The following is a 17,408-nucleotide window of genomic DNA, read 5'->3' on the forward strand; positions in this document are numbered from 1 at the left end:
TTACTCCCATCGCGCGAAGCCGGCCCCTCAGTGAATCTGCATCCCGCGCATGGCATGAATCCGGCCATGATGCTGCGTCAACGCCTCATACTGGCGCTGCAGCGCCGCGCTGGCCTCTGGCGGCAGCGGCTTCATCATGACGGACTGATACTCGCGCCTGGCGGCATCTTCCTCGTGCTCGCACATGCCCAGCACGGCGTCGTCGTTGTTCGGCGACAGCATGTGGCGGAATGCCATCCAGCGGCGGTACAGCATGCCATTCATGCTGCCCCGGTCAGCTGGCGCGCCGCCCATGGCGCTGACCATCGACTGCAGTTCCTTCACCGACGCCCGGTACGATTCCGCGGTGCTGGTCAGAATGTCGCGCAGCGCTGCATCGCGCACTTCGCTGGCTCCGCTCATGCAGGCCAGTTCGCTGTCCTTGCCAGCCTCGATCAGCTGGTTCAGCGCCAAGACAGCTTGTTGCTGGTTGTTGCCCATGGAATTCTCCCAATTTGCATGCCAGCGATGCGCAACTTCGGCGCAAGTCGCCAGGTCTCGCCAACGGACGGACCGCCACGGCGCAACCGGCCGCGAGGGGAACGTCGGAGACGCCATCAACATGAATCAGCCGGTTCGCGCCGGGCCCCATCTGCCTGCCCGTTCAGAGGCAAGGCGTGATTCCATGATAGGAGATGGCTGAACCTCGCTTCAGCCCTTGCCCAGGATTGCCATTGCCTTGTTCGCATCGTCGAGCGAGTCCACCGACACGTACGCGACAAACTGTATCCCGATGACGGAGGCAGAGAATCCGCGCAGGTTGATTCCGCCTTCCGCCAGCTTTCGGGTCAGTTCCGCCACGATGCCGGGCCGGTCCCCGCCCATGATTCGCACCGAATGCAGGCTGTGCGTGACGTTGAAGCCGACCTGGGCAGCGGCACGGATTTCCCTGTCATTCTGCAGCGGTGTCACGAACACGACACCCTTGCCGGGGTCCTCCGGCGTGCGGCGCGCAATCGCGAATTGCAGGTCCGCACCGGCATCGCGCAAGGTCTCCAGTACCTCGGCGAGGCCGCCGGGACGGTCCGGTATGGTTGCCGCCCACACGTCCACGCGTTCCACGAGAAGATCGTTGGTCATTGCTCATTCCTCCAATGCCCTCCTACGAATCTAGCTCATGGCGGCCGCCAGGCAAGCTCCGGGCTCGGCGGACAGCGGCAGGGCGAATTCCTGGAAACTCCCCGTGCCCGGACTTAATATGGACTAGTCGTTTCAGGCAGCTATCGCAGGATAGTGGCACCGACCATCCCTGGATGGATGCCATGAAAGTGAAGGGGGATCGTCATGTCTGAAGGCAAAGCGCCACGCCATGCTGCCCAGCAGGAATTGGCCGATGTGTCCGAGGCCGAAATCGCGGTCCATTGGCCCGAGGAGGACTATGTCCCGCCGGCCGGCCAGTTCATTGCGCAGGCCAATCTGACCGATCCCCATATTTTCGAGCGCTTCTCCCTCGAACGTTTCCCCGAGTGCTTCAAGGAGTTCGCAGACCTGCTGGACTGGTACAAATACTGGGAAACGACCCTGGATACCAGCAACCCGCCTTTCTGGCGCTGGTTCGTCGGCGGCAGGATCAACGCCTGCCACAATTGCGTGGATCGCCACCTCGCTGCATACAGGAACAAGACCGCGATTCATTTCGTGCCCGAGCCGGAGGATGAGGCGGTGCATCACCTCACCTACCAGGAGCTCTTCGTTCGCGTCAATGAGCTGGCCGCCCTGCTGCGCGAGTTCTGCGGCCTGAAGGCCGGCGACCGCGTCACGCTGCATATGCCGATGGTGGCCGAACTGCCCATCACCATGCTCGCCTGCGCCCGCATCGGCGTGATTCATTCGCAGGTATTCAGCGGCTTCAGCGGCAAGGCCTGCGCCGAGCGCATCGCGGACTCCGAGAGCCGGCTGCTGATCACCATGGACGCCTATCACCGCGGCGGTGAATTGCTCGATCACAAGGAAAAGGCCGACATCGCCGTGGCAGAAGCCGCCAGCGCCGGTCAGCAGGTCGAGAAGGTCCTGATCTGGCAGCGCTACCCGGGCAAGTATTCCAGTGCCGCCCTACTGGTGAAGGGCCGCGATGTCATTCTCAATGACGTGCTCGCCGGGTTCCGCGGCAGGCGTGTCGAGCCCGAGCCGATGCCGGCGGAGGCGCCGCTGTTCCTGATGTACACGAGCGGCACCACGGGCCGGCCCAAGGGCTGCCAGCATTCCACTGGCGGCTATCTGTCCTATGTGGCGTGGACCTCTAAGTACATCCAGGATATCCACCCCGAGGACGTCTACTGGTGCATGGCCGATATTGGCTGGATCACCGGGCATTCCTACATCGTCTATGGCCCGCTCGCGCTCGCCGCTTCGTCTGTCGTCTATGAAGGCGTGCCGACCTGGCCCGACGCCGGCCGGCCCTGGCGTATTGCGGAAAGCCTTGGCGTCAATATCTTCCACACCTCGCCCACCGCAATCCGCGCGCTGCGGCGCAACGGGCCCGACGAGCCGGCGAAGTACGACTGCCATTTCAAGCACATGACCACGGTGGGCGAGCCGATCGAGCCCGAAGTCTGGAAGTGGTACCACCGTGAAGTCGGCAAAGGCGAGGCGGTGATCGTGGACACCTGGTGGCAAACCGAGAATGGCGGCTTCCTCTGCAGCACGCTGCCGGGCATCCACCCGATGAAGCCCGGCAGCACTGGCCCGGGAATCCCGGGCATTCATCCGGTGATCTTTGACGAGGAAGGCAATGAGGTCCCGGCCGGCTCGGGCAAGGCGGGCAACATCTGCATCCGCAATCCCTGGCCGGGCATATTCCAGACCGTCTGGAAGGATCCGGACCGCTACGTGCGCCAGTACTATGCGCGCTATTGCAAGAATCCCGACAGCAAGGACTGGCACGACTGGCCGTATATGGCGGGCGATGGCGCAATGCAGGCGGCGGACGGCTACTTTCGCATCCTTGGCCGCATCGACGACGTGATCAATGTTTCCGGCCATCGCCTCGGCACCAAGGAGATCGAATCCGCAGCACTGCTGGTGCCGGACGTCGCCGAGGCGGCGGTGGTGCCGGTGGCCGACGAGGTCAAGGGCAAGGTGCCTGATCTCTATGTATCGCTCAAGCCGGGACTGTCGCCCTCCATCAAGATCGCGAACAAGGTCTCGGCCGCGGTGGTATCCCAGATTGGCGCGATTGCGCGTCCGCATCGGGTCGTGATCGTCCCCGACATGCCCAAGACACGCTCGGGCAAGATCATGCGCCGCGTGCTGGCGGCGATCTCCAACCACCAGGAGCCTGGCGACGTATCCACGCTTGCCAATCCGGAGGTCGTCGAGAAGATCAGGGAGCTGGCGACATAGGACGGCACGCCGCTCACTTCCGCTCATCGGCAGCCCCTGCCCCGAGCGCCTCGAGCAGCGGCCGCAAGGCATCGAGCTCCGCGCCAAAGCCGCTCCAGTCCCCCGCCTTCAAACGCTCGACGGCGCGGTCATAGTGCGCGAGTGCTTCGCGCGCGCGGGCGTTCGCTGCGCCCTGCGCCGGAATCGCCGCCGGCGCGGATTCCTTGAACAGGGCCGCAAGCGCTGCGCCCAGGGTGTCCTCCATGACCACGCGATCGCCATAGGCGGCGATCACCCGCTTGAGTTCGGGCAACTGGCCGGACTCCGCACGCAGGTAGAGCGGCGAGACATAGAGGATGGAGTTCTCGATCGGCACGACCTGCAGATGGCCGCGGATGACGCGCGAGCCCATCTGGTTCCACAGCGAAATCTGCTGCGAGATCTCGGTATTCTGCTGGATGCGCGCCTCGATCTGGAACGGCCCGTAGACCAGCTTTTCCTTGGGGAAGGTGTAGGCGACGAGCTTGCCGTAGTTGGGGGGATCGGAGCGCGCAGCCAGCCAGGCGATCATGTTCTCGCGCTGGCTCGGCACCATCGGCAGCATCAGGACGAACTCGGCGCGCGGTTCGTCCGGCAGCCGCAGGATCATGTAGTAGGGCATCATCCGCGCGGCGGGCGTGTTCCCTGTGCTCATGCCGGTCAGCTGGCGAGGAAACTCCCACAGATCCTCGCGGTTATAGAAGACTTCTGCCGCTTCCATGTGGTAGGCGCGGTAGATCCGCGCCTGGATCAGGAACAGGTCCTCAGGGTAGCGGATATGCCGCTGCAGGTCCTGCGACATGGCGCCCAGCGGCCTGAACATGCCCGGGAAGATGCGCTGGTACACCTGCACGATCGGATCGGCCGGGTCGCTGGTGTAGAAGTCGACCGTGCCGTTGTACGCATCGATCACGACCTTGACGGCGTTGCGGATGTAGTTGGCGCCGCCACCGGTGCCGGGCTGCGAATAAGGGAACCAGCGGCTGGTAGTGTAGGCGTCCTGGATCCAGTAGAGGCGACCATCGCTCACGACCACATAGGGGTCATGGTCGAGGCTGAGGAACGGCGCAATCGTGCGCACGCGGTTCCGGATATTGCGATGGAGCAGGATGCGGCTTTCCTGCGTGATGTAGCCGCTCAGCAGGATATTGGGATCGCCGAGATGCCAGGCGAACAGGGTCCGGCGCGCAATGCCGCCGATTCCGATGCCGTCGCGCCCGCGATAGGCCGTATAGACGTTGTCCTTGCCCTTGGGGTAGTCGAACTCGGGCACGCTGCCTTTGACGATGACATAGCCTTTGCCGCCTTCACCGAAATAGAGGCGCGGCTCCTGGATGACCGGGCCGCCGTCGGAGAGCGGGGGAATGTCATGCAGATAGAGCGAGGGCAGGCCTTCGGCGGATTTCTCGGTGACCGGCGACATCACCACGCCATTGCCATGGGTGAACAACAGATGCAGGTTCACCCAGGTCTGGGCATTGGCCGGAATCAGTGCCGGCTCAAGCTCCCGCGCCGACAGCATGACCTGCTGGTAGCCAGCGCCGAGCTGGTAGCGGTCGATGTCCGTCGCGAGGAACTTGTAATAGGTCCTGATCTCCTGCAGCTGCGCATAGGTATCGCGCAGCGGCTGCAGGTCCCACAGGCGGATGTTGTCGATGGTCGGCCGATTGGCCTGGAGCGCGGCGAGATTCAGGTTCTGTTCGACCGGAAACGGCTTTACCTCGATCTGCGTCAAGCCATAGGCCTCGCGCGTCAGCGCAATATTGTGTTGGAGATACGGTGTCTCGAGTTGCAGCTCGTTCGGCTTGACATAGAAACGCTGGAACAGTGCCGGCCAGATCGTGCCGAGCACGATTGCGCTACCGACCACCAGCAGCGCCGCGGCCGCAGGCACCCGGTAGTCCCGCCAGCGCATATTGGCCCACGAAGCGGCGGCAGCCGCGGCAGCCAGGCCGACTTGCAGCCACAGGACCGGCAGCCCGACATGGACATCGGTATAGCTCGCGCCGACCACGACGCCGTTGTCGCCGTAGAGCAGCATGAAGCGGTCGAGCCAGTAGGACCACGCCTGCAGCGCGAAGAACAAGCCGAGCAATGCCGATCCATGGGTAGCGGCCGCCGGCGAAAGCCCGCGCGGCGACCGGACCAGCGCGATGTCGCCGCGCAAGCCATAGACCACGCCGGCAAGCACTGCGCTGCAGCCCAGCAGCAGAAGCAGCCAGTTCCTCAGTGCAAGATACGCCGGCAGCGTGAAGAAGTAGAAACCGATGTCCTTGGCGAAGATCGGATCGGTCTTGCCGAAAGGCACCTGATGAAAATAGCGCAGCGCAATGGCCCAGCTCGACAGTTCACCGACGGCCATGAGCAGCCCCACCAGGACGGCGACGCCGGCAATGGCGGCGCGCCAGGGGACGCGCGCCGCAATCTCGCCAACCGGCTGGCCCAGGACCTCCGGCCTCCAGGCCTGCGCCTGGCTCGCGCTGCGGTGCGCCAGCCAGCCCGATAGCCAGAGCGCGCCTGCCGAAACGGCGAATACGGCAAGGAACAGCAGCGCCTGGGTGAGGAAGATCGTGCGGAAAACCCCGGCGTAGCCAACCGAGGCAAACCACATCCAGTCAACAACGAGGCCGGTGACGCGACTGACGGCGATCAGCGCGACGATGACGGCAACAACCCAGGTCGCAAGGCGTCCCAGGCGCGTGGCGTCCCTCGCTGGCGAGCGCATCGATCATGCTCCTTTGCCGCACCGTCGTCCGTGACCCGGCTACTCGGGCTGCCTGCCCATATCAGCATATATGCGTTCGCTGCACAGCGCACGGGGTACGCCACCCTGGCCCGGCCGTGGCGTCGTTGGCGAGCACCCATTCACCCTGCCCGGCCTGATGTGAGCATATGATTCTCAAAATTCAACCAATCCAGGAATAGAATTACAATCTCCGGCGACATTGAACGACAATTCGCATGCCTGTGCTCCGGCCCGCAAATATCATGGACACGTACCCAGAACAAGACCAAGGTGCCTGCCATGCCGACCGGATCTCCCCTGACTGCCGCCCCTCCGGCAACTCTCCCGCATCTGCCCCCGCCAGCCGCGCCGCTCGACCAGCTGGCGCTCAACCTCGAGGCCACCTTCGCCCACAGCGCGCGCATGGTGGCCGGCCACATCGCCACGCACCTGCCGGACACCGACACGCTGCTTGCAACACTGCCGCCAGGCGCCCTGCTCGGCAAGCCGGATTCCTATGCCCGCCACCTGGTCCATGCCGACCCGCTGGAGCGCTTCTCGGCGATGGTGCTGGTCTGGCGCCCGGGCCAGGCCAGCCCCGTGCACGGCCATCGCACCTGGTGTGCCTACCGCGTGCTGCGCGGCACGCTAAGCGAGCAGCACTACCGGTGGGATCCCGCCAGCCGGCAGGCGCGCCATGCCAACACCGTCGCGCGCACGGCCGGCGATACCTTCAGCGTGCCGGCCGGGCTGCAGCATATCCATGCGCTGGGCAATGCCAGCGACGAGATCGCCGTGTCCCTGCACCTCTATGGCGTGCACCGCGACCACATTGCCACCGGCGTGAACCTGCTGGTGCCGACCGCCGACGCCTAGGTTTTGCCGCGCGTAGCCGCGCCGCATGCGGGCGCCGGCCCACCCTCACCTGAACCGCTACGCGCCATGGACCGCTACGACAAACAGATTCTCGCCATCCTGCAGGAAGACGCCACCGTGCCGGTGGCAGAGATCGGCGAACGCGTCGGCCTGACCTCGACGCCATGCTGGCGCCGGATCCAGCGGCTGGAAGACGCCGGCCTGATCCGCAAACGCGTGGCACTGCTCGACGCCGACAAGCTCAATGCCGGGGTCACGGTCTTTGTCTCGGTCCGCACCAGCCAGCACAACGTGAAATGGCTGGCGCAGTTCCACGGGCTGGTGGCATCGATCCCGGAAGTGACCGAGTTCTACCGCATGGCCGGCGATACGGACTACCTGCTGCGCGTGGTGGTGCCGGATATTGCCGCCTACGACCGCGTCTACAAGAAGCTGATCCAGGGCGCCGAGCTGGCCGACGTCAGTTCCAGCTTTGCGATGGAGCAGATCAAGTACACCACGGCGCTGCCGCTCGATTATGCGTAGGCCGGCACCGGCCAGCTAAGCCACGTTCGCGCTGCCACCGCCGATTAGCGTGGCACCGCACCGGGTGCGGTCCCCATGCAGTGCTGCGGGTTGCCCATCGACATCCATGCCGGAACTCGCGTCAACGACCGGCTACGTTGTACATCGCAGGCAGTGTGAAAGGCTTGTGTCACTGCTCGGTCCAACGCGCCTGGTCCCAGTTGCTGGCAAAGTAATGAAGTATTTCGCGCCATGCGAAGAGGCCCGCATGCTCGTGGAGGTAGTCAAGCTCAGCGGCTTCCAGGCGGTCGATGGGAAGCCCACTCGCCCAGGCATGAATCCCAGTATCATCCGTCCCCCAGGGGTTGGTGAGGGTAACTCCCTGAGCAAGACTCTTAGTGCCGACGTATCCGAGGGCGTTGCCATCGGGCTTGTTTCGTTGGCTCGCATTGTCAGTTCCTTTGACTGGATGCTGATGTTTCCTTCGCTTCATTCGCAACTTCCTCCACGTCCCATGACTTAGACATGGTGGTTGCCGTCTTCAATGCCAGGCCTGGCATCCGGGCCGTTCGGCACACCGATGAACTCGTCGGCATGGGGACGCGCATAAGGGTCGTTGGGTGTGGGCCTGCACGCCGCCTCAATCTCGGGAGGCCACACGGGATCGCTGCAAGTTACCAGCGTGAGCCATCGGAATGTCGCATCCAGCAAGATCATCGGCAGGAAGATCAGATCACCAGCAGACCTGAGGTCGCCCCTGCAGATCTTGAAGCCCTCCCAAAAGCCCTCTCGTGGAGCCCAAAAAAACTTCGGTTCAGGCAGGTTGGCGGGACCGTCTTGCATATAACGTCGGTAGTATTCCCACTGCTGCTGGGCCTGTTCCAGCATGAACATCTGCTGCCCGAGAACGAAGGCACGAACCACATTACCGTCCGCGTCCAACTTGTAATGGCGTATGTCATACATCTCATAGCTACGCGACAAGCCACCCATCTTGCTGACGCCCACGCAGAAGAACTCTTCGTTGCTCCATGGCACCTCCCATACACCGTCCCCCCTTTCGTGCGCATGGCATAGATGCGGTGGGTTCTTCGGTTCAGCCGGATCGGACGCCGCTTCAACGTGAAGAGGTTTCGTCGCATCGACTCAGCGGCGATGAAGCCAAAGAAGCCGGTTGCCGAAGCCATCATGATGAGACCAATCAACATAGCAGGCCAGTACCCCGGGCGTCCTACCACTTCTGGTGAGTCATTCTTGAACCCGGAAATGATCATCGCGAAGCCGAGGAAACTGAGCGTCGCAAAAGCTAGGCCCAAGACCCAACTCTGACCGATCATCTGGATTCTTTTTTGCGACTCATCGATGATTTCCAAACAGGTCGAACCTATGCTGTAGACGTTGCCGATTTCATCGGCGACTTCGCTGGACGGCCTATCGATGTACAAGCGGTGCTGCAACTGCCATGTTCCAGGCGGTCTTCCCTTCTCGCGAAAGTAAAGTGGAATGCGTTCATCCTTGGTCGGGAGCTTCATTTCTTGGCATCCTCGCTAACCTTAATGTCAAGTTGAAGAAACTCTGCCCATTCCTTCTCCATGGTGGTGTAGCGTTCGCCATTCGCTTGCTTGCTGAAATGGCAGCGCGTGGCCCATTTGAGCGTGGCCGGGTCGTCCAGGATCGCGATCCTCACGTTCACCGCGAAGAGTACGACCAGGAGAGGCCAAACCGGAGTGCCAACGAGAATTAGTTCTGCAGAGATTAGCGCGGCGGTGCTGGTGTCGCTTACTCTTGTCCAGCACGGCTTCATAGGGCGCCCAAGCCGCATCGCCGGCTGCCTTTTTCCTCGCAAGGCGAGTCGCTTCACGCTCCGCATCTTCGCGCTTCCATCGCTCGGCCGTCGCTTTTCCATTAAACAGAACCGACATGAGTTCGTAAGCCGGAAATCCATCCGGCGTGGTCTTCATGCGCTCAGCCTCGGCCGCCGCGGCCTCCGCCTCTTTTGTGTGCTGCGCCTCGGCGCTGGCCCGGATGTTCGATTCAAGACGATCCAGCAAAAAGTCCGTAGACTGATCCCAGATGACCGCGTTGTTCGCCTTCGGGTGCATCTTGGGATTGGTCAGGATGCTCAGGTCCTCGATAATCGCCAGCGGGTCGTTGCATGCCAGCATCAGTGCCTTGCCGGGCGAAATCTGCTCCATCCGATCCGCAAGCATCGAACCGCTTATGGGGCCAATCGGAGCAATCTCGCCCAGGTTAATGGCGGGCATATCGGCAATCCCGCGCATTGACACTTGCTCACATTGCGTGGCTCGCGAGCGACGCCACGGCGCGCACAGAAACGCTTGTGCCAGCGCTTCCGTCCGCTGACTTGGCGATCGCCCGGCGGAGACCGGCGGCGCCTGAGCGAAACGATATAGCGGCAGTGTGTTTGGGCCAGATCCGGCACCGGCGGAGCGCCCTCGCGGACACTAGGAAAATGCTGATCAGTGAGCTGGCGCAGGTAATCCAGACCTCGGCATTCGTAATGTGAGAGAAGCAGGCCGCATTTCCCTAAGTGAACCTGAACGCCAGCGAAATAATGATCGGCCCCAGCACCGGCAGCAGCACGTTGGCAATGGCATAGGTAATGGTGTACCCCAGCAACTGCACCGAGCTGTGGCTGGCGGCCAGGATGGCGCTGATCGCCGGGGTGCTCACGTGCTGCCCGGCAATCGCACCAACCAGCAGCGGGCCTTCGATCTTCAGGAGCTTGTGACCGATCCATAAGGACAGGCACGCCGGCCCCAGCGACACGGCCAGCCCGATCAGCGGCAGCACCGCGCCGTGCTCGCGGATCAGCGAGATCGCATCCGGCCCGGCGGACAAGCCGACGCATGCGACAAAGAGCGCCAGGCCCAGGTCCTTCAGGATCTGCACGACCGACCTCGGGAAGGTGCCGAGCGACGGCCTTCTTGAATTGATCCATCCGAACACCAGGCCGCTGAGCAGCGCCCCGCCCCCGCTGCCAAGCGAAATATGCATGCCGCCAGGGCTCAGGCTCAGGGTTCCCACCAGCAGGCCCGCCAGGATGCCCACGCACAGGAAGACCAGGTCGGTGACCTCGGTTGCCTTCGCTTCCACGCCGATTCCGGCAATGGCTTCGGACAGCGACGGCTCCAGGCCGACGATGGTGACCACATCGCCATGCTGCAGCGGCGTGGAACGCGTGATCGGCAGCGACATCCCCGAGCGCCGCACCTGCAGGATCCAGACTTCACGCAGACGGCGTGCGCCGGCCAGGCGAGCCAGTTCGCCGATGGTCTTGCCGTTGACCCTGGGCTTGTTCACGATGACCTGCTTTTCGACCAGCTGGATGGCATCGGTGTGGGCCTCGGGCAGCAGGACTTCGGGCCCGATCAGGGCTGCCGCCTTCAGCAGGTTGCTGCGGATCCCGACCATGGCCAGGATATCGCTGGCCTGGACCTTGTCGTCATCGCCAAGCTCGATACTGGTGCCGTCGCGCAGCACCTTGACGATAGACGCCCGGCCACCCACCTGTTGCTGCAGCTCGCTCACCGTCATTCCGGCGGCCTGGTGCACGGAATAAGCGCGCCCGATCAGGCGCGGCAGCGCGGGTTGCGTCGCGACGTCGTCCTCGGACGCGGCATCCATCTTCGCGGCGACTTCCCTGGCGGCCTTGCGCAGATCGATGCCCAGCAAGGCCGGCGCGATCTGGCTGGTGAAGAACACGATGCTGATCAGGCCGACCAGGTAGGTCAGCGTATATGCCGTGGCGATATTGGCCTCGTAGCGGCTCGCGGTGGCGGCGTCCAGGCCGAGGTGCTTCAGCGCCTCGGCGGCGGTGCCGACCACGGCCGATTCCGTCGCCGCACCCGCGGCCAGGCCGGCGGCGGTGCCGGGATCGAAGCCCAGGTAGGCCGCCGCACCGACGGCGATGGCGAGCACGACGATGGCTTCCACCACCGGCAGGAGCATATAGCGCAGGCTCGACCGGTTCAGGTTGGCAAAGAACTGCGGCCCGCCGGAGTAGCCCATGGCGAAGATAAACAACGCGAAGGCCATGTCCTTGAGCTCGCCGTGCATCTGGCAACCGGTCTGCCCCATGAACAGCGCGACGACCAGCGTGCCGCAGACTCCCCCTAGCTGGATCGGGCCCACGCGTGCCTTGCCGATGAAGTAACCCAGGCCCACGGTGATGAAGAGCACCATCAACGGGTTGCCTGCAAACAGATCAACGGAGCATTTCATAGGGGGGCGTCGTTTGGGGGACTTGATTGTCAGGGATTGAGCGGAGGCAGAGCGGGCATGGCTTGCCGGTGCCGTCGCACCGGCGCCCTGGCAGTATGGCGGCGCAGGCCCTGGGCCAACGGGGTGCCATTCCAGGCGGCCTGGGCCGGCATCGCGCCGTAGAGATGGCGTTGCAGGTCGGTCACGGCATCGGCAAGGGCGGCATCGCCGACCGACTCTGCCCACACTGCGGGGGTGGTGCCGTGGGCGGCGCGCGTCCATGCGCCCAGCGCCTGGCTGGCGGCAGCGGCATTGCCTGCCTGGCAGGCTTGCAGCGTTGCTTCCAGCTGCGCGTCGGCACCTTCGGCGCGGGCGCGCTTGCGCTCGGCCAGCCGCTGGCGCAGCCGGGCCAGCGCCGGCCGCATACGCCACCACGACAGCCCGGCTGCCAGCACAGCCACCAGCCCCACTGCCCCCCACAGCAATGTCCGCCAGGGCAAGCCGCCCTCGCCCGGCAGCGCGCCGGCAGACGGACCGCCCGGGGCCAGCGCGCTGTCCGCGCGCGCGGCAGCCACTACCACCCTGATCGCGGGCGCTTCGGACTTTGCCGGCTTGCGTGTGGCCGGATCGACCCAATCCACTGTCACCGCCGGCAGCGTGTAGGTACCGGTCCGCTCGAACACGTAGGTGATGGCATCCACGCGCGTGCCGCCCGGCCCGGGCGCGTCCTGGGCGTGATCGGACAGCCGCGCATCGGCGCTGAAGACACGCACCCCGCGCGGCGCCGCGGCGTGCGGCGGATGGATCATCATGGCCTGGGTCTGCGGCGCAAAGGTGGTGACGGTGCGCACCAGGGCATCGCCCGCGCGCAGCCGCACGGTGCCTTCGTCGGAGGCGTGGTCCAGCGCCTGTGTCACGGTGAGCCGGGCCACCGGCAGCAAGGGCCGTCCGGTTCCGGCGCCGGCCTTCACCGCGCCGCCGGCTCCCGCGCGGATCCGCGTGGGCGGGAAGGTCACGCTGCCCTCGCGCGGCGCGCCGTCGTCGCCCGCATAAGTGAAGCGCACGGTCGCGGTTGGCAGCTCGAAGTCGCCGTCCTGCTCGGCGGTAAAGGCATAGGTCTTGCGGATGCCGGCGTAGCCAACCCCATCGATGGTTTCGGTCGAGTTCAACGCGCGCTGGTCAGGCATGGTGACGACGGCGCCCGGCACCTGGAGCACCGGGAAGGCCGGCGCCGACATGAAGAAGTTGGGCGCCAGGATAGTGACGTCGATGCTGATCTGCTGGCCGACCAGCACCGGCTGCTTCGCGCCCACTTCCACGCGCACGATGGGCTCGGCGGCACGCGCGAGCAAGGGCAGCAGCAACGCCGCCATCAGCAAGATGACCAGCGGCGCAAGCCGCCGCAGCCACCCGCGCTGACACACGGCGCGGCCGCTCATCGCTGCCCCTGCTGCGGTGCGGCCTGCCCGCGCTGCAGCGCGAACTTGCGCTGCAACAGGTCGGTCGGCGTGGTCCGGATCGCGCGCATCCACATCTCGGCGTCCTGCGTCAGGCCGATATGCATGGACTGGCCGCCCTGCTCCGGCGGCTTCGCGGCGTCGTACTTGATTTCATCCGGCGGCACGTCGGGGGGCTCTTCCTGGTCGTCGGGGTCTGGCTTGTCTTTTGGCTTCTGCTGCGCCAGCAGCTTTTCCATCAGCGCCAGGTTGGCCGTGGCCGCCGGCCATTGCGGCTGGCGCCTGAGCGCCTGACGGTAGCGCGCGGCGGCTTGCTGGTACTGGCCCTGCCGCGCCAGCGCATTGCCCTGGTTGTAGTCGGCCTGCGGTGAATCGACCAGCGCGAAGCTCTGCACCGCCTGCGCGTACTGGCCGGCGCGATACTGGGCGATGCCGCGCCACATCGCATCGTCGAACAGGGTCGCGGCGCGCGCGAAGTCGCCCTGCTCGAAGGCGCGGCGGCCTTGCTGGTCATGCGTCAGCCACAGGTCGGCAAAGCGCCACGGGCGCGCGCCATCGGCCTGCTGTGCGCGCAAGCCCGGCTGCGGCGCAGCGAACGCCAGCGCCAGCAGCAGGCCGGCGGTCCAGCGCACGGTCCATCCCTTGCGGAACCACAGCATGGCCAGCAGCGTGACCGGCAGCACCAGCCACCAGCCTTCATCCTTCCAGCGCGTGCGGTCGCCAGCCTGCATCTGTTCGAGGTGCGACTGCACATGGCGCTGCACCCACGCCACGTCGTCGTCGCTGCCGGGCGTGAAGGTGGCGAGCGGTGTGCCGCTGTCGTCGCCGAAGCGCTTGAACGCCGCGACATCCAGCCGCGCGAACACACGTGCGCCGTCCTGTTCGACATAGCCGCCCGCTGCATTGCGCAGCGGCCCGCCCTGTTCCGTGCCGATGGCCAGCACCACCGGCTGGCTGCGGCCGCTGTCCGCCTGCGCGCGGAAGGCCCTGGCGGCGGCGGGGTCCACGCCGTCGGTCAGGAACAGGATGGTGCCGGGCACCGGCTCACGCGCCAGGTCGGCGTCAATGGTGCGCAGCGCCTGTGCCATGTCGCGCCCCGGCACCGGCATGATGCGGGTCTGCAGCGCATCGACAAAGGTCTGCAGCAGGTTGGTGTCGTCCGTCAGCGGCAGCACCAGGTGAGTGGAGCCGGCATAGGCATAGATCGCCGTGCGGCCGCCGCCGCGGCGCGCCAGCAGCGCCTTGATCTTGAGCTTGGCGCGCTCCAGCCGCGTGGGCGTGACGTCCACCGCGTCCATGGTGCGCGACAGGTCCACGGCGATCGCCAGCGGTGCCTTGTCATCCAGGAACGGCGGGCGCTCCTGCCGCCAGCTCGGCCCTGCCAGCGCGATGGCGCCGAGTGCCAGCAGCAGCGCGGTCAGGTGCACCGGGCGCAGCGCCACGCGGCGGCGTTCGCCGATCACCAGCGCGTCGAGCAGGTGCGGCGCGATGGTCTGGCGCCAGCGCCGCCGCACATCGCCGCGGCGCTGCACCGCCCACACCAGCAGCGCGGCCGGCACCAGCACCAGCAGCCACCACGGGCGCAGGAAATGGAAGTGCGCAAGCGTGTCGAGGGCCTGCATCAGCGCCCCTCCCCGGCGGCATTCGCGATCTCGTCAGCTCCTTTGGCCGTGCCACGCCGGCGCGACAACCACGCCGAGTAGCCGAGCATCAGCAACTGGTACGCCAGCACCAGCGCCAGCGCCGCCCCCAGCGGCCACATGAACAGCTCGCGCCGCGGCCGCCATGACAAGGTCTTCTGGTTGTGCGGCGTGATCCGGTCCAGCGTCGCGTAGATGGTCTCCAGCCCGGCCTGGTCGGCGCCGAAGAAGTAGCGCCCCCCGGTCTGCGCGGCCAGCCGCTGCAGTACGCCGAGATCGACCTTCTCCTCGCCCGAAGCATTGGGATCGCCGATGCCGATGGTATGTACCACCACCTTGCGCTCCTTGGCGATCCCCCCCGCGCGCTCGGGCGGCATCCGGCTGGCGGTGTCGTTGCCGTCGGTCAGCACGATCAGCACTTTCTCGGGCGCTTCGCTGTGCTCGAACATCTTGATGCCGAGCCCGATGGCATCGCCCAGCGCCGTGCTCGGCCCGGCCATGCCCGGCAGCAGGCCGGTGATCAGCGTCTGCACCAACTGGTGATCCAGCGTGAACGGTGCCAGCGGGTACGGCGCGTCGCCAAACACGATCAGGCCGATGCGGTCGCCCGGGCGCCTGGCGACAAAACCGCTCACCACCTGCCGCACCGCCTGCACGCGCGGGATCAGCGCGCCGGACGGGTCGCCGAAGTCGCGTGTGTCCATCGACTGCGACAGGTCCAGCGCGATCAGCAGGTCGCGCGCCGGCTGTACCTTCTGGATCGGTGCCTCCAGGAACTGCGGCCGCGCCAGCGCCGTCACCACCAGCGCCCACGCCAGCGGCGCCAGCACCCATTGCAGCCGGTTGCGGCGCGACACCACGGCCCCGGTGGCCGGGGTCAGGCCGGCGGCGCTGGCCACCTCGCCAAAGAACGGCAGGCGCACCGACGGGCTTTCCTCGCGGTACGGCGGCAGCCACCACCACAGCAGCAACGGCAGCGGCAGCAGCACGAAGAGCCAGGGGTATTCAAACTGGTACATGGTGCTCCGCGATCCAGCGCCGGCACGTGCCGGCCACCGCCTGCACCTGCGTCTCGGGCCATTGCGCCAGCACCGCGTCGTCGCGGTATTCGGCGTCCTGCACCAGCGCAGCCAGCAGCGGCGCGGCGTCTTGTGCGCGCCCGGCGTGTGCCTGCAGGAATTCGGCCCAGCCGGCGCCGGCCAGGCTGGCAACCTGGGCGCGCGGCCACGCGGCCAGCGCCGTGCGCTTGAGCAGCGCCGCCATCTGCCGCAGCGCGGCGACGCGGTGCGCGGGGTCAGCGCCCAGCGGCAGTCCTGCCAGTTCGGCCAGCGCCTCGCGCCGGTAGCGGTTGGCGCGGTAGCGCCGCCACGCGCGCCAGCCTGCCCAGGCCAGCGCCAGCAGCAGCAAGGCGCCGGCGATCGGCCAGCCGATGGTCTGCGGCGCCCAGGATGGGGGCGGCGGCACGGCTACGTCGGCAAGGGTGGCCAGCGTAGCCACGCCCGTGCTGTCTTCGACGCCCGCTGCGGTGCTGTGCGTGAGGCTCATCGCGCCGCTCCTGCGCGTTGCCGCACCGGCGTCTGCTGCAGCGGGCGGCCCAGCAGCCGGCGCAGCTGCAGCGCCGTTTCCTCTGCCGCCGACAGCGGCAGCAGCGGCACGCCGATGGCGTGGTGCCAGTCCAGCAGCGCCTTGGCGTGCGTATCGACAAACTCCGCAATGCTGCGCCGCGTGGCCGCGTGGCCGAAGCCCAGCTCCACCTGCAGTTCGCCGTCGCTGACCACCAGTTGGCCGGACTCCGGCAACTCGCTCAGGAAGGGATCGTGGACCAGGATGGTCAGCACGTCGTTGCGCGCCGCCATTTCCAGCATCAGGTCGCGGGTGCGGTCGTCATGGCCGTCGAAATCGCTGATGACGATAACCAGGCAGTCATGGCGCGCCGTGCGCGCGGCGCGCTCCAGCGCCGCGTTCAGCTTCCCCGCGGCGCGCCGCGCCGGCGCATCGGCGCGCAAGGCCTGGTTGAAGCGCGCGATGGCGCCCAGCAGCTGCTGCACGGCTTCGCGGCTGCGGCGCGGGGTGAACTCCTCGGCCTTCGCGTCGCCGAACACCACGCCGCCGACGCGGTCGCCTTCGGCCAGCACGCGCCAGGCGGCCAGCGCTGCCGCCTCGGCCGCGCTGACCGACTTCATCGCGCGCCGGCTGCCGAAGAACATATTGATGCGCTGGTCCACCACCAGCAGCACGGGACGGTCCTTTTCCTCGGTGTAGACGCGCACGTGCGGCTTGCCGGTGCGCGCGGTCACGCGCCAGTCCATGCTGCGGATATCGTCGCCGGGCAGATACAGGCGCAGTTCCTCGAAGGTCAGTCCGCGTCCGCGCACCTTGGAGGCGTGGCGGCCGGCCAGCACGCTGTGCACCGGCTGGCGCGGCAGGAAGTGGAAGTCGCGCGCGGCCACTTCCAGCGCGGCCAGCGCCGCCGCGTCCACGCTGACGCCGGCAACGGTCGCGGCAGCCGGCGCCTGCACCGCAGATGGCGCGGCGCGGGCCATGGCGCGGAACGGCAGACGCATCGGCTAGCCCTCGCGCGCC

General features: G+C 66.3%; 16 protein-coding genes. 3 read left to right on the plus strand and 13 right to left on the minus strand.

All coding sequences use genetic code 11. The annotated features are described in order from the left end of the window. Positions 1 to 27 precede the first annotated feature (27 nt). Both I6H87_RS17925 and I6H87_RS17930 read right to left on the minus strand, forming a co-directional pair. Positions 28 to 480, minus strand: a complete 453-nt coding sequence (locus tag I6H87_RS17925) for a PA2169 family four-helix-bundle protein (RefSeq protein ID WP_011615190.1) — start codon at positions 478 to 480, stop codon at positions 28 to 30. A gap of 210 nt (positions 481 to 690) precedes the next feature. Then, positions 691 to 1,119 carry an ACT domain-containing protein gene (locus tag I6H87_RS17930; protein WP_010811579.1) on the minus strand — a complete coding sequence of 143 codons (429 nt, stop codon included), beginning with the start codon at positions 1,117 to 1,119 and terminating at the stop codon, positions 691 to 693. A gap of 204 nt (positions 1,120 to 1,323) precedes the next feature. On the opposite strand from I6H87_RS17930, the gene acs reads away from it, so the two are divergent. Then, positions 1,324 to 3,381 carry an acetate--CoA ligase gene (gene acs, locus I6H87_RS17935; protein ID WP_010811578.1) on the plus strand — a complete coding sequence of 686 codons (2,058 nt, stop codon included), beginning with the start codon at positions 1,324 to 1,326 and terminating at the stop codon, positions 3,379 to 3,381. A 13-nt stretch (positions 3,382 to 3,394) separates the two neighbouring features. On the opposite strand, the gene I6H87_RS17940 is transcribed toward acs, so the two are convergent. Then, positions 3,395 to 6,124 (minus strand): UPF0182 family membrane protein, encoded by a 2,730-nt coding sequence (locus I6H87_RS17940; RefSeq protein WP_011615189.1) that lies wholly within the window; start codon positions 6,122 to 6,124, stop codon positions 3,395 to 3,397. 300 nt (positions 6,125 to 6,424) lie between these two features. Here I6H87_RS17940 and I6H87_RS17945 point away from each other — a divergent pair, with 300 nt between their 5' ends. Together I6H87_RS17945 and I6H87_RS17950 are read left to right on the plus strand one after the other, a co-directional pair. Beyond that, positions 6,425 to 7,000 (plus strand): cysteine dioxygenase family protein, encoded by a 576-nt coding sequence (locus I6H87_RS17945; RefSeq protein ID WP_011615188.1) that lies wholly within the window; start codon positions 6,425 to 6,427, stop codon positions 6,998 to 7,000. A 66-nt stretch (positions 7,001 to 7,066) separates the two neighbouring features. Beyond that, positions 7,067 to 7,525, plus strand: coding sequence for an Lrp/AsnC family transcriptional regulator (locus I6H87_RS17950; protein WP_010811575.1), 459 nt, complete (start codon positions 7,067 to 7,069; stop codon positions 7,523 to 7,525). A gap of 15 nt (positions 7,526 to 7,540) precedes the next feature. Here the strand turns inward: I6H87_RS17950 and I6H87_RS34915 are convergent, their stop codons facing one another. The 10 genes from I6H87_RS34915 to I6H87_RS18000 form a co-directional block, all read right to left on the minus strand. Further along, the gene (locus tag I6H87_RS34915; protein WP_081050194.1) at positions 7,541 to 7,633 is read right to left on the minus strand and encodes a PAAR domain-containing protein; all 93 of its coding nucleotides are present in this window, start codon (positions 7,631 to 7,633) and stop codon (positions 7,541 to 7,543) included. Positions 7,634 to 7,694: 61 nt separating this feature from the next. Then, positions 7,695 to 7,997, minus strand: a complete 303-nt coding sequence (locus I6H87_RS17960) for a hypothetical protein (RefSeq protein WP_136227758.1) — start codon at positions 7,995 to 7,997, stop codon at positions 7,695 to 7,697. 26 nt (positions 7,998 to 8,023) lie between these two features. Next, positions 8,024 to 8,542, minus strand: a complete 519-nt coding sequence (locus tag I6H87_RS17965; protein ID WP_011615187.1) for a DUF6708 domain-containing protein — start codon at positions 8,540 to 8,542, stop codon at positions 8,024 to 8,026. A 521-nt stretch (positions 8,543 to 9,063) separates the two neighbouring features. Beyond that, positions 9,064 to 9,786 carry a hypothetical protein gene (locus I6H87_RS34405; protein ID WP_011615186.1) on the minus strand — a complete coding sequence of 241 codons (723 nt, stop codon included), beginning with the start codon at positions 9,784 to 9,786 and terminating at the stop codon, positions 9,064 to 9,066. A 265-nt stretch (positions 9,787 to 10,051) separates the two neighbouring features. Beyond that, positions 10,052 to 11,749, minus strand: coding sequence for an aspartate-alanine antiporter (gene aspT, locus I6H87_RS17975; RefSeq protein ID WP_011615185.1), 1,698 nt, complete (start codon positions 11,747 to 11,749; stop codon positions 10,052 to 10,054). A 29-nt stretch (positions 11,750 to 11,778) separates the two neighbouring features. Then, complete coding sequence (locus I6H87_RS17980; protein ID WP_011615184.1) at positions 11,779 to 13,167, minus strand: BatD family protein; 1,389 nt, start codon at positions 13,165 to 13,167, stop codon at positions 11,779 to 11,781. Then, entirely contained in the window at positions 13,164 to 14,807 is a 1,644-nt protein-coding gene (locus I6H87_RS17985; RefSeq protein WP_062804624.1) for a VWA domain-containing protein, read from the minus strand. Before I6H87_RS17985 ends, I6H87_RS17980 begins: the two co-directional genes overlap by 4 nt. Further along, positions 14,807 to 15,844, minus strand: coding sequence for a vWA domain-containing protein (locus I6H87_RS17990; RefSeq protein WP_011615182.1), 1,038 nt, complete (start codon positions 15,842 to 15,844; stop codon positions 14,807 to 14,809). The genes I6H87_RS17985 and I6H87_RS17990 overlap by 1 nt, the downstream gene beginning before the upstream one ends. Beyond that, the gene (locus I6H87_RS17995; RefSeq protein ID WP_011615181.1) at positions 15,831 to 16,370 is read right to left on the minus strand and encodes a DUF4381 domain-containing protein; all 540 of its coding nucleotides are present in this window, start codon (positions 16,368 to 16,370) and stop codon (positions 15,831 to 15,833) included. The genes I6H87_RS17990 and I6H87_RS17995 overlap by 14 nt, the downstream gene beginning before the upstream one ends. Continuing rightward, on the minus strand, positions 16,367 to 17,389 hold the full coding sequence (locus I6H87_RS18000; RefSeq protein WP_011615180.1) for a DUF58 domain-containing protein: 1,023 nt from the start codon (positions 17,387 to 17,389) through the stop codon (positions 16,367 to 16,369). The genes I6H87_RS17995 and I6H87_RS18000 overlap by 4 nt, the downstream gene beginning before the upstream one ends. Positions 17,390 to 17,408 lie beyond the last annotated feature (19 nt).

The organism is Cupriavidus necator (assembly GCF_016127575.1).
In the GTDB taxonomy this organism is placed as follows: Bacteria; Pseudomonadota; Gammaproteobacteria; order Burkholderiales; family Burkholderiaceae; genus Cupriavidus; species Cupriavidus necator_D.

Bases quoted from the DNA above. Each gene is read 5' to 3' on its own strand.
- I6H87_RS17925 (WP_011615190.1), bottom strand. From the start codon at position 480: ATGGGCAACAACCAGCAACAAGCTGTCTTGGCGCTGAACCAGCTGATC.
- I6H87_RS17945 (WP_011615188.1), top strand. From the start codon at position 6,425: ATGCCGACCGGATCTCCCCTGACTGCCGCCCCTCCGGCAACTCTCCCG.
- aspT (WP_011615185.1), bottom strand. From the start codon at position 11,749: ATGAAATGCTCCGTTGATCTGTTTGCAGGCAACCCGTTGATGGTGCTC.
- I6H87_RS34405 (WP_011615186.1), bottom strand. From the start codon at position 9,786: ATGCGCGGGATTGCCGATATGCCCGCCATTAACCTGGGCGAGATTGCT.
- I6H87_RS17930 (WP_010811579.1), bottom strand. From the start codon at position 1,119: ATGACCAACGATCTTCTCGTGGAACGCGTGGACGTGTGGGCGGCAACC.
- I6H87_RS17960 (WP_136227758.1), bottom strand. From the start codon at position 7,997: ATGAAGCGAAGGAAACATCAGCATCCAGTCAAAGGAACTGACAATGCG.
- I6H87_RS17940 (WP_011615189.1), bottom strand. From the start codon at position 6,124: ATGCGCTCGCCAGCGAGGGACGCCACGCGCCTGGGACGCCTTGCGACC.
- I6H87_RS17995 (WP_011615181.1), bottom strand. From the start codon at position 16,370: ATGAGCCTCACGCACAGCACCGCAGCGGGCGTCGAAGACAGCACGGGC.
- I6H87_RS18000 (WP_011615180.1), bottom strand. From the start codon at position 17,389: ATGCGTCTGCCGTTCCGCGCCATGGCCCGCGCCGCGCCATCTGCGGTG.
- I6H87_RS17985 (WP_062804624.1), bottom strand. From the start codon at position 14,807: ATGCAGGCCCTCGACACGCTTGCGCACTTCCATTTCCTGCGCCCGTGG.
- I6H87_RS17980 (WP_011615184.1), bottom strand. From the start codon at position 13,167: ATGAGCGGCCGCGCCGTGTGTCAGCGCGGGTGGCTGCGGCGGCTTGCG.
- I6H87_RS34915 (WP_081050194.1), bottom strand. From the start codon at position 7,633: ATGGATGTCGATGGGCAACCCGCAGCACTGCATGGGGACCGCACCCGG.
- acs (WP_010811578.1), top strand. From the start codon at position 1,324: ATGTCTGAAGGCAAAGCGCCACGCCATGCTGCCCAGCAGGAATTGGCC.
- I6H87_RS17950 (WP_010811575.1), top strand. From the start codon at position 7,067: ATGGACCGCTACGACAAACAGATTCTCGCCATCCTGCAGGAAGACGCC.
- I6H87_RS17990 (WP_011615182.1), bottom strand. From the start codon at position 15,844: ATGTACCAGTTTGAATACCCCTGGCTCTTCGTGCTGCTGCCGCTGCCG.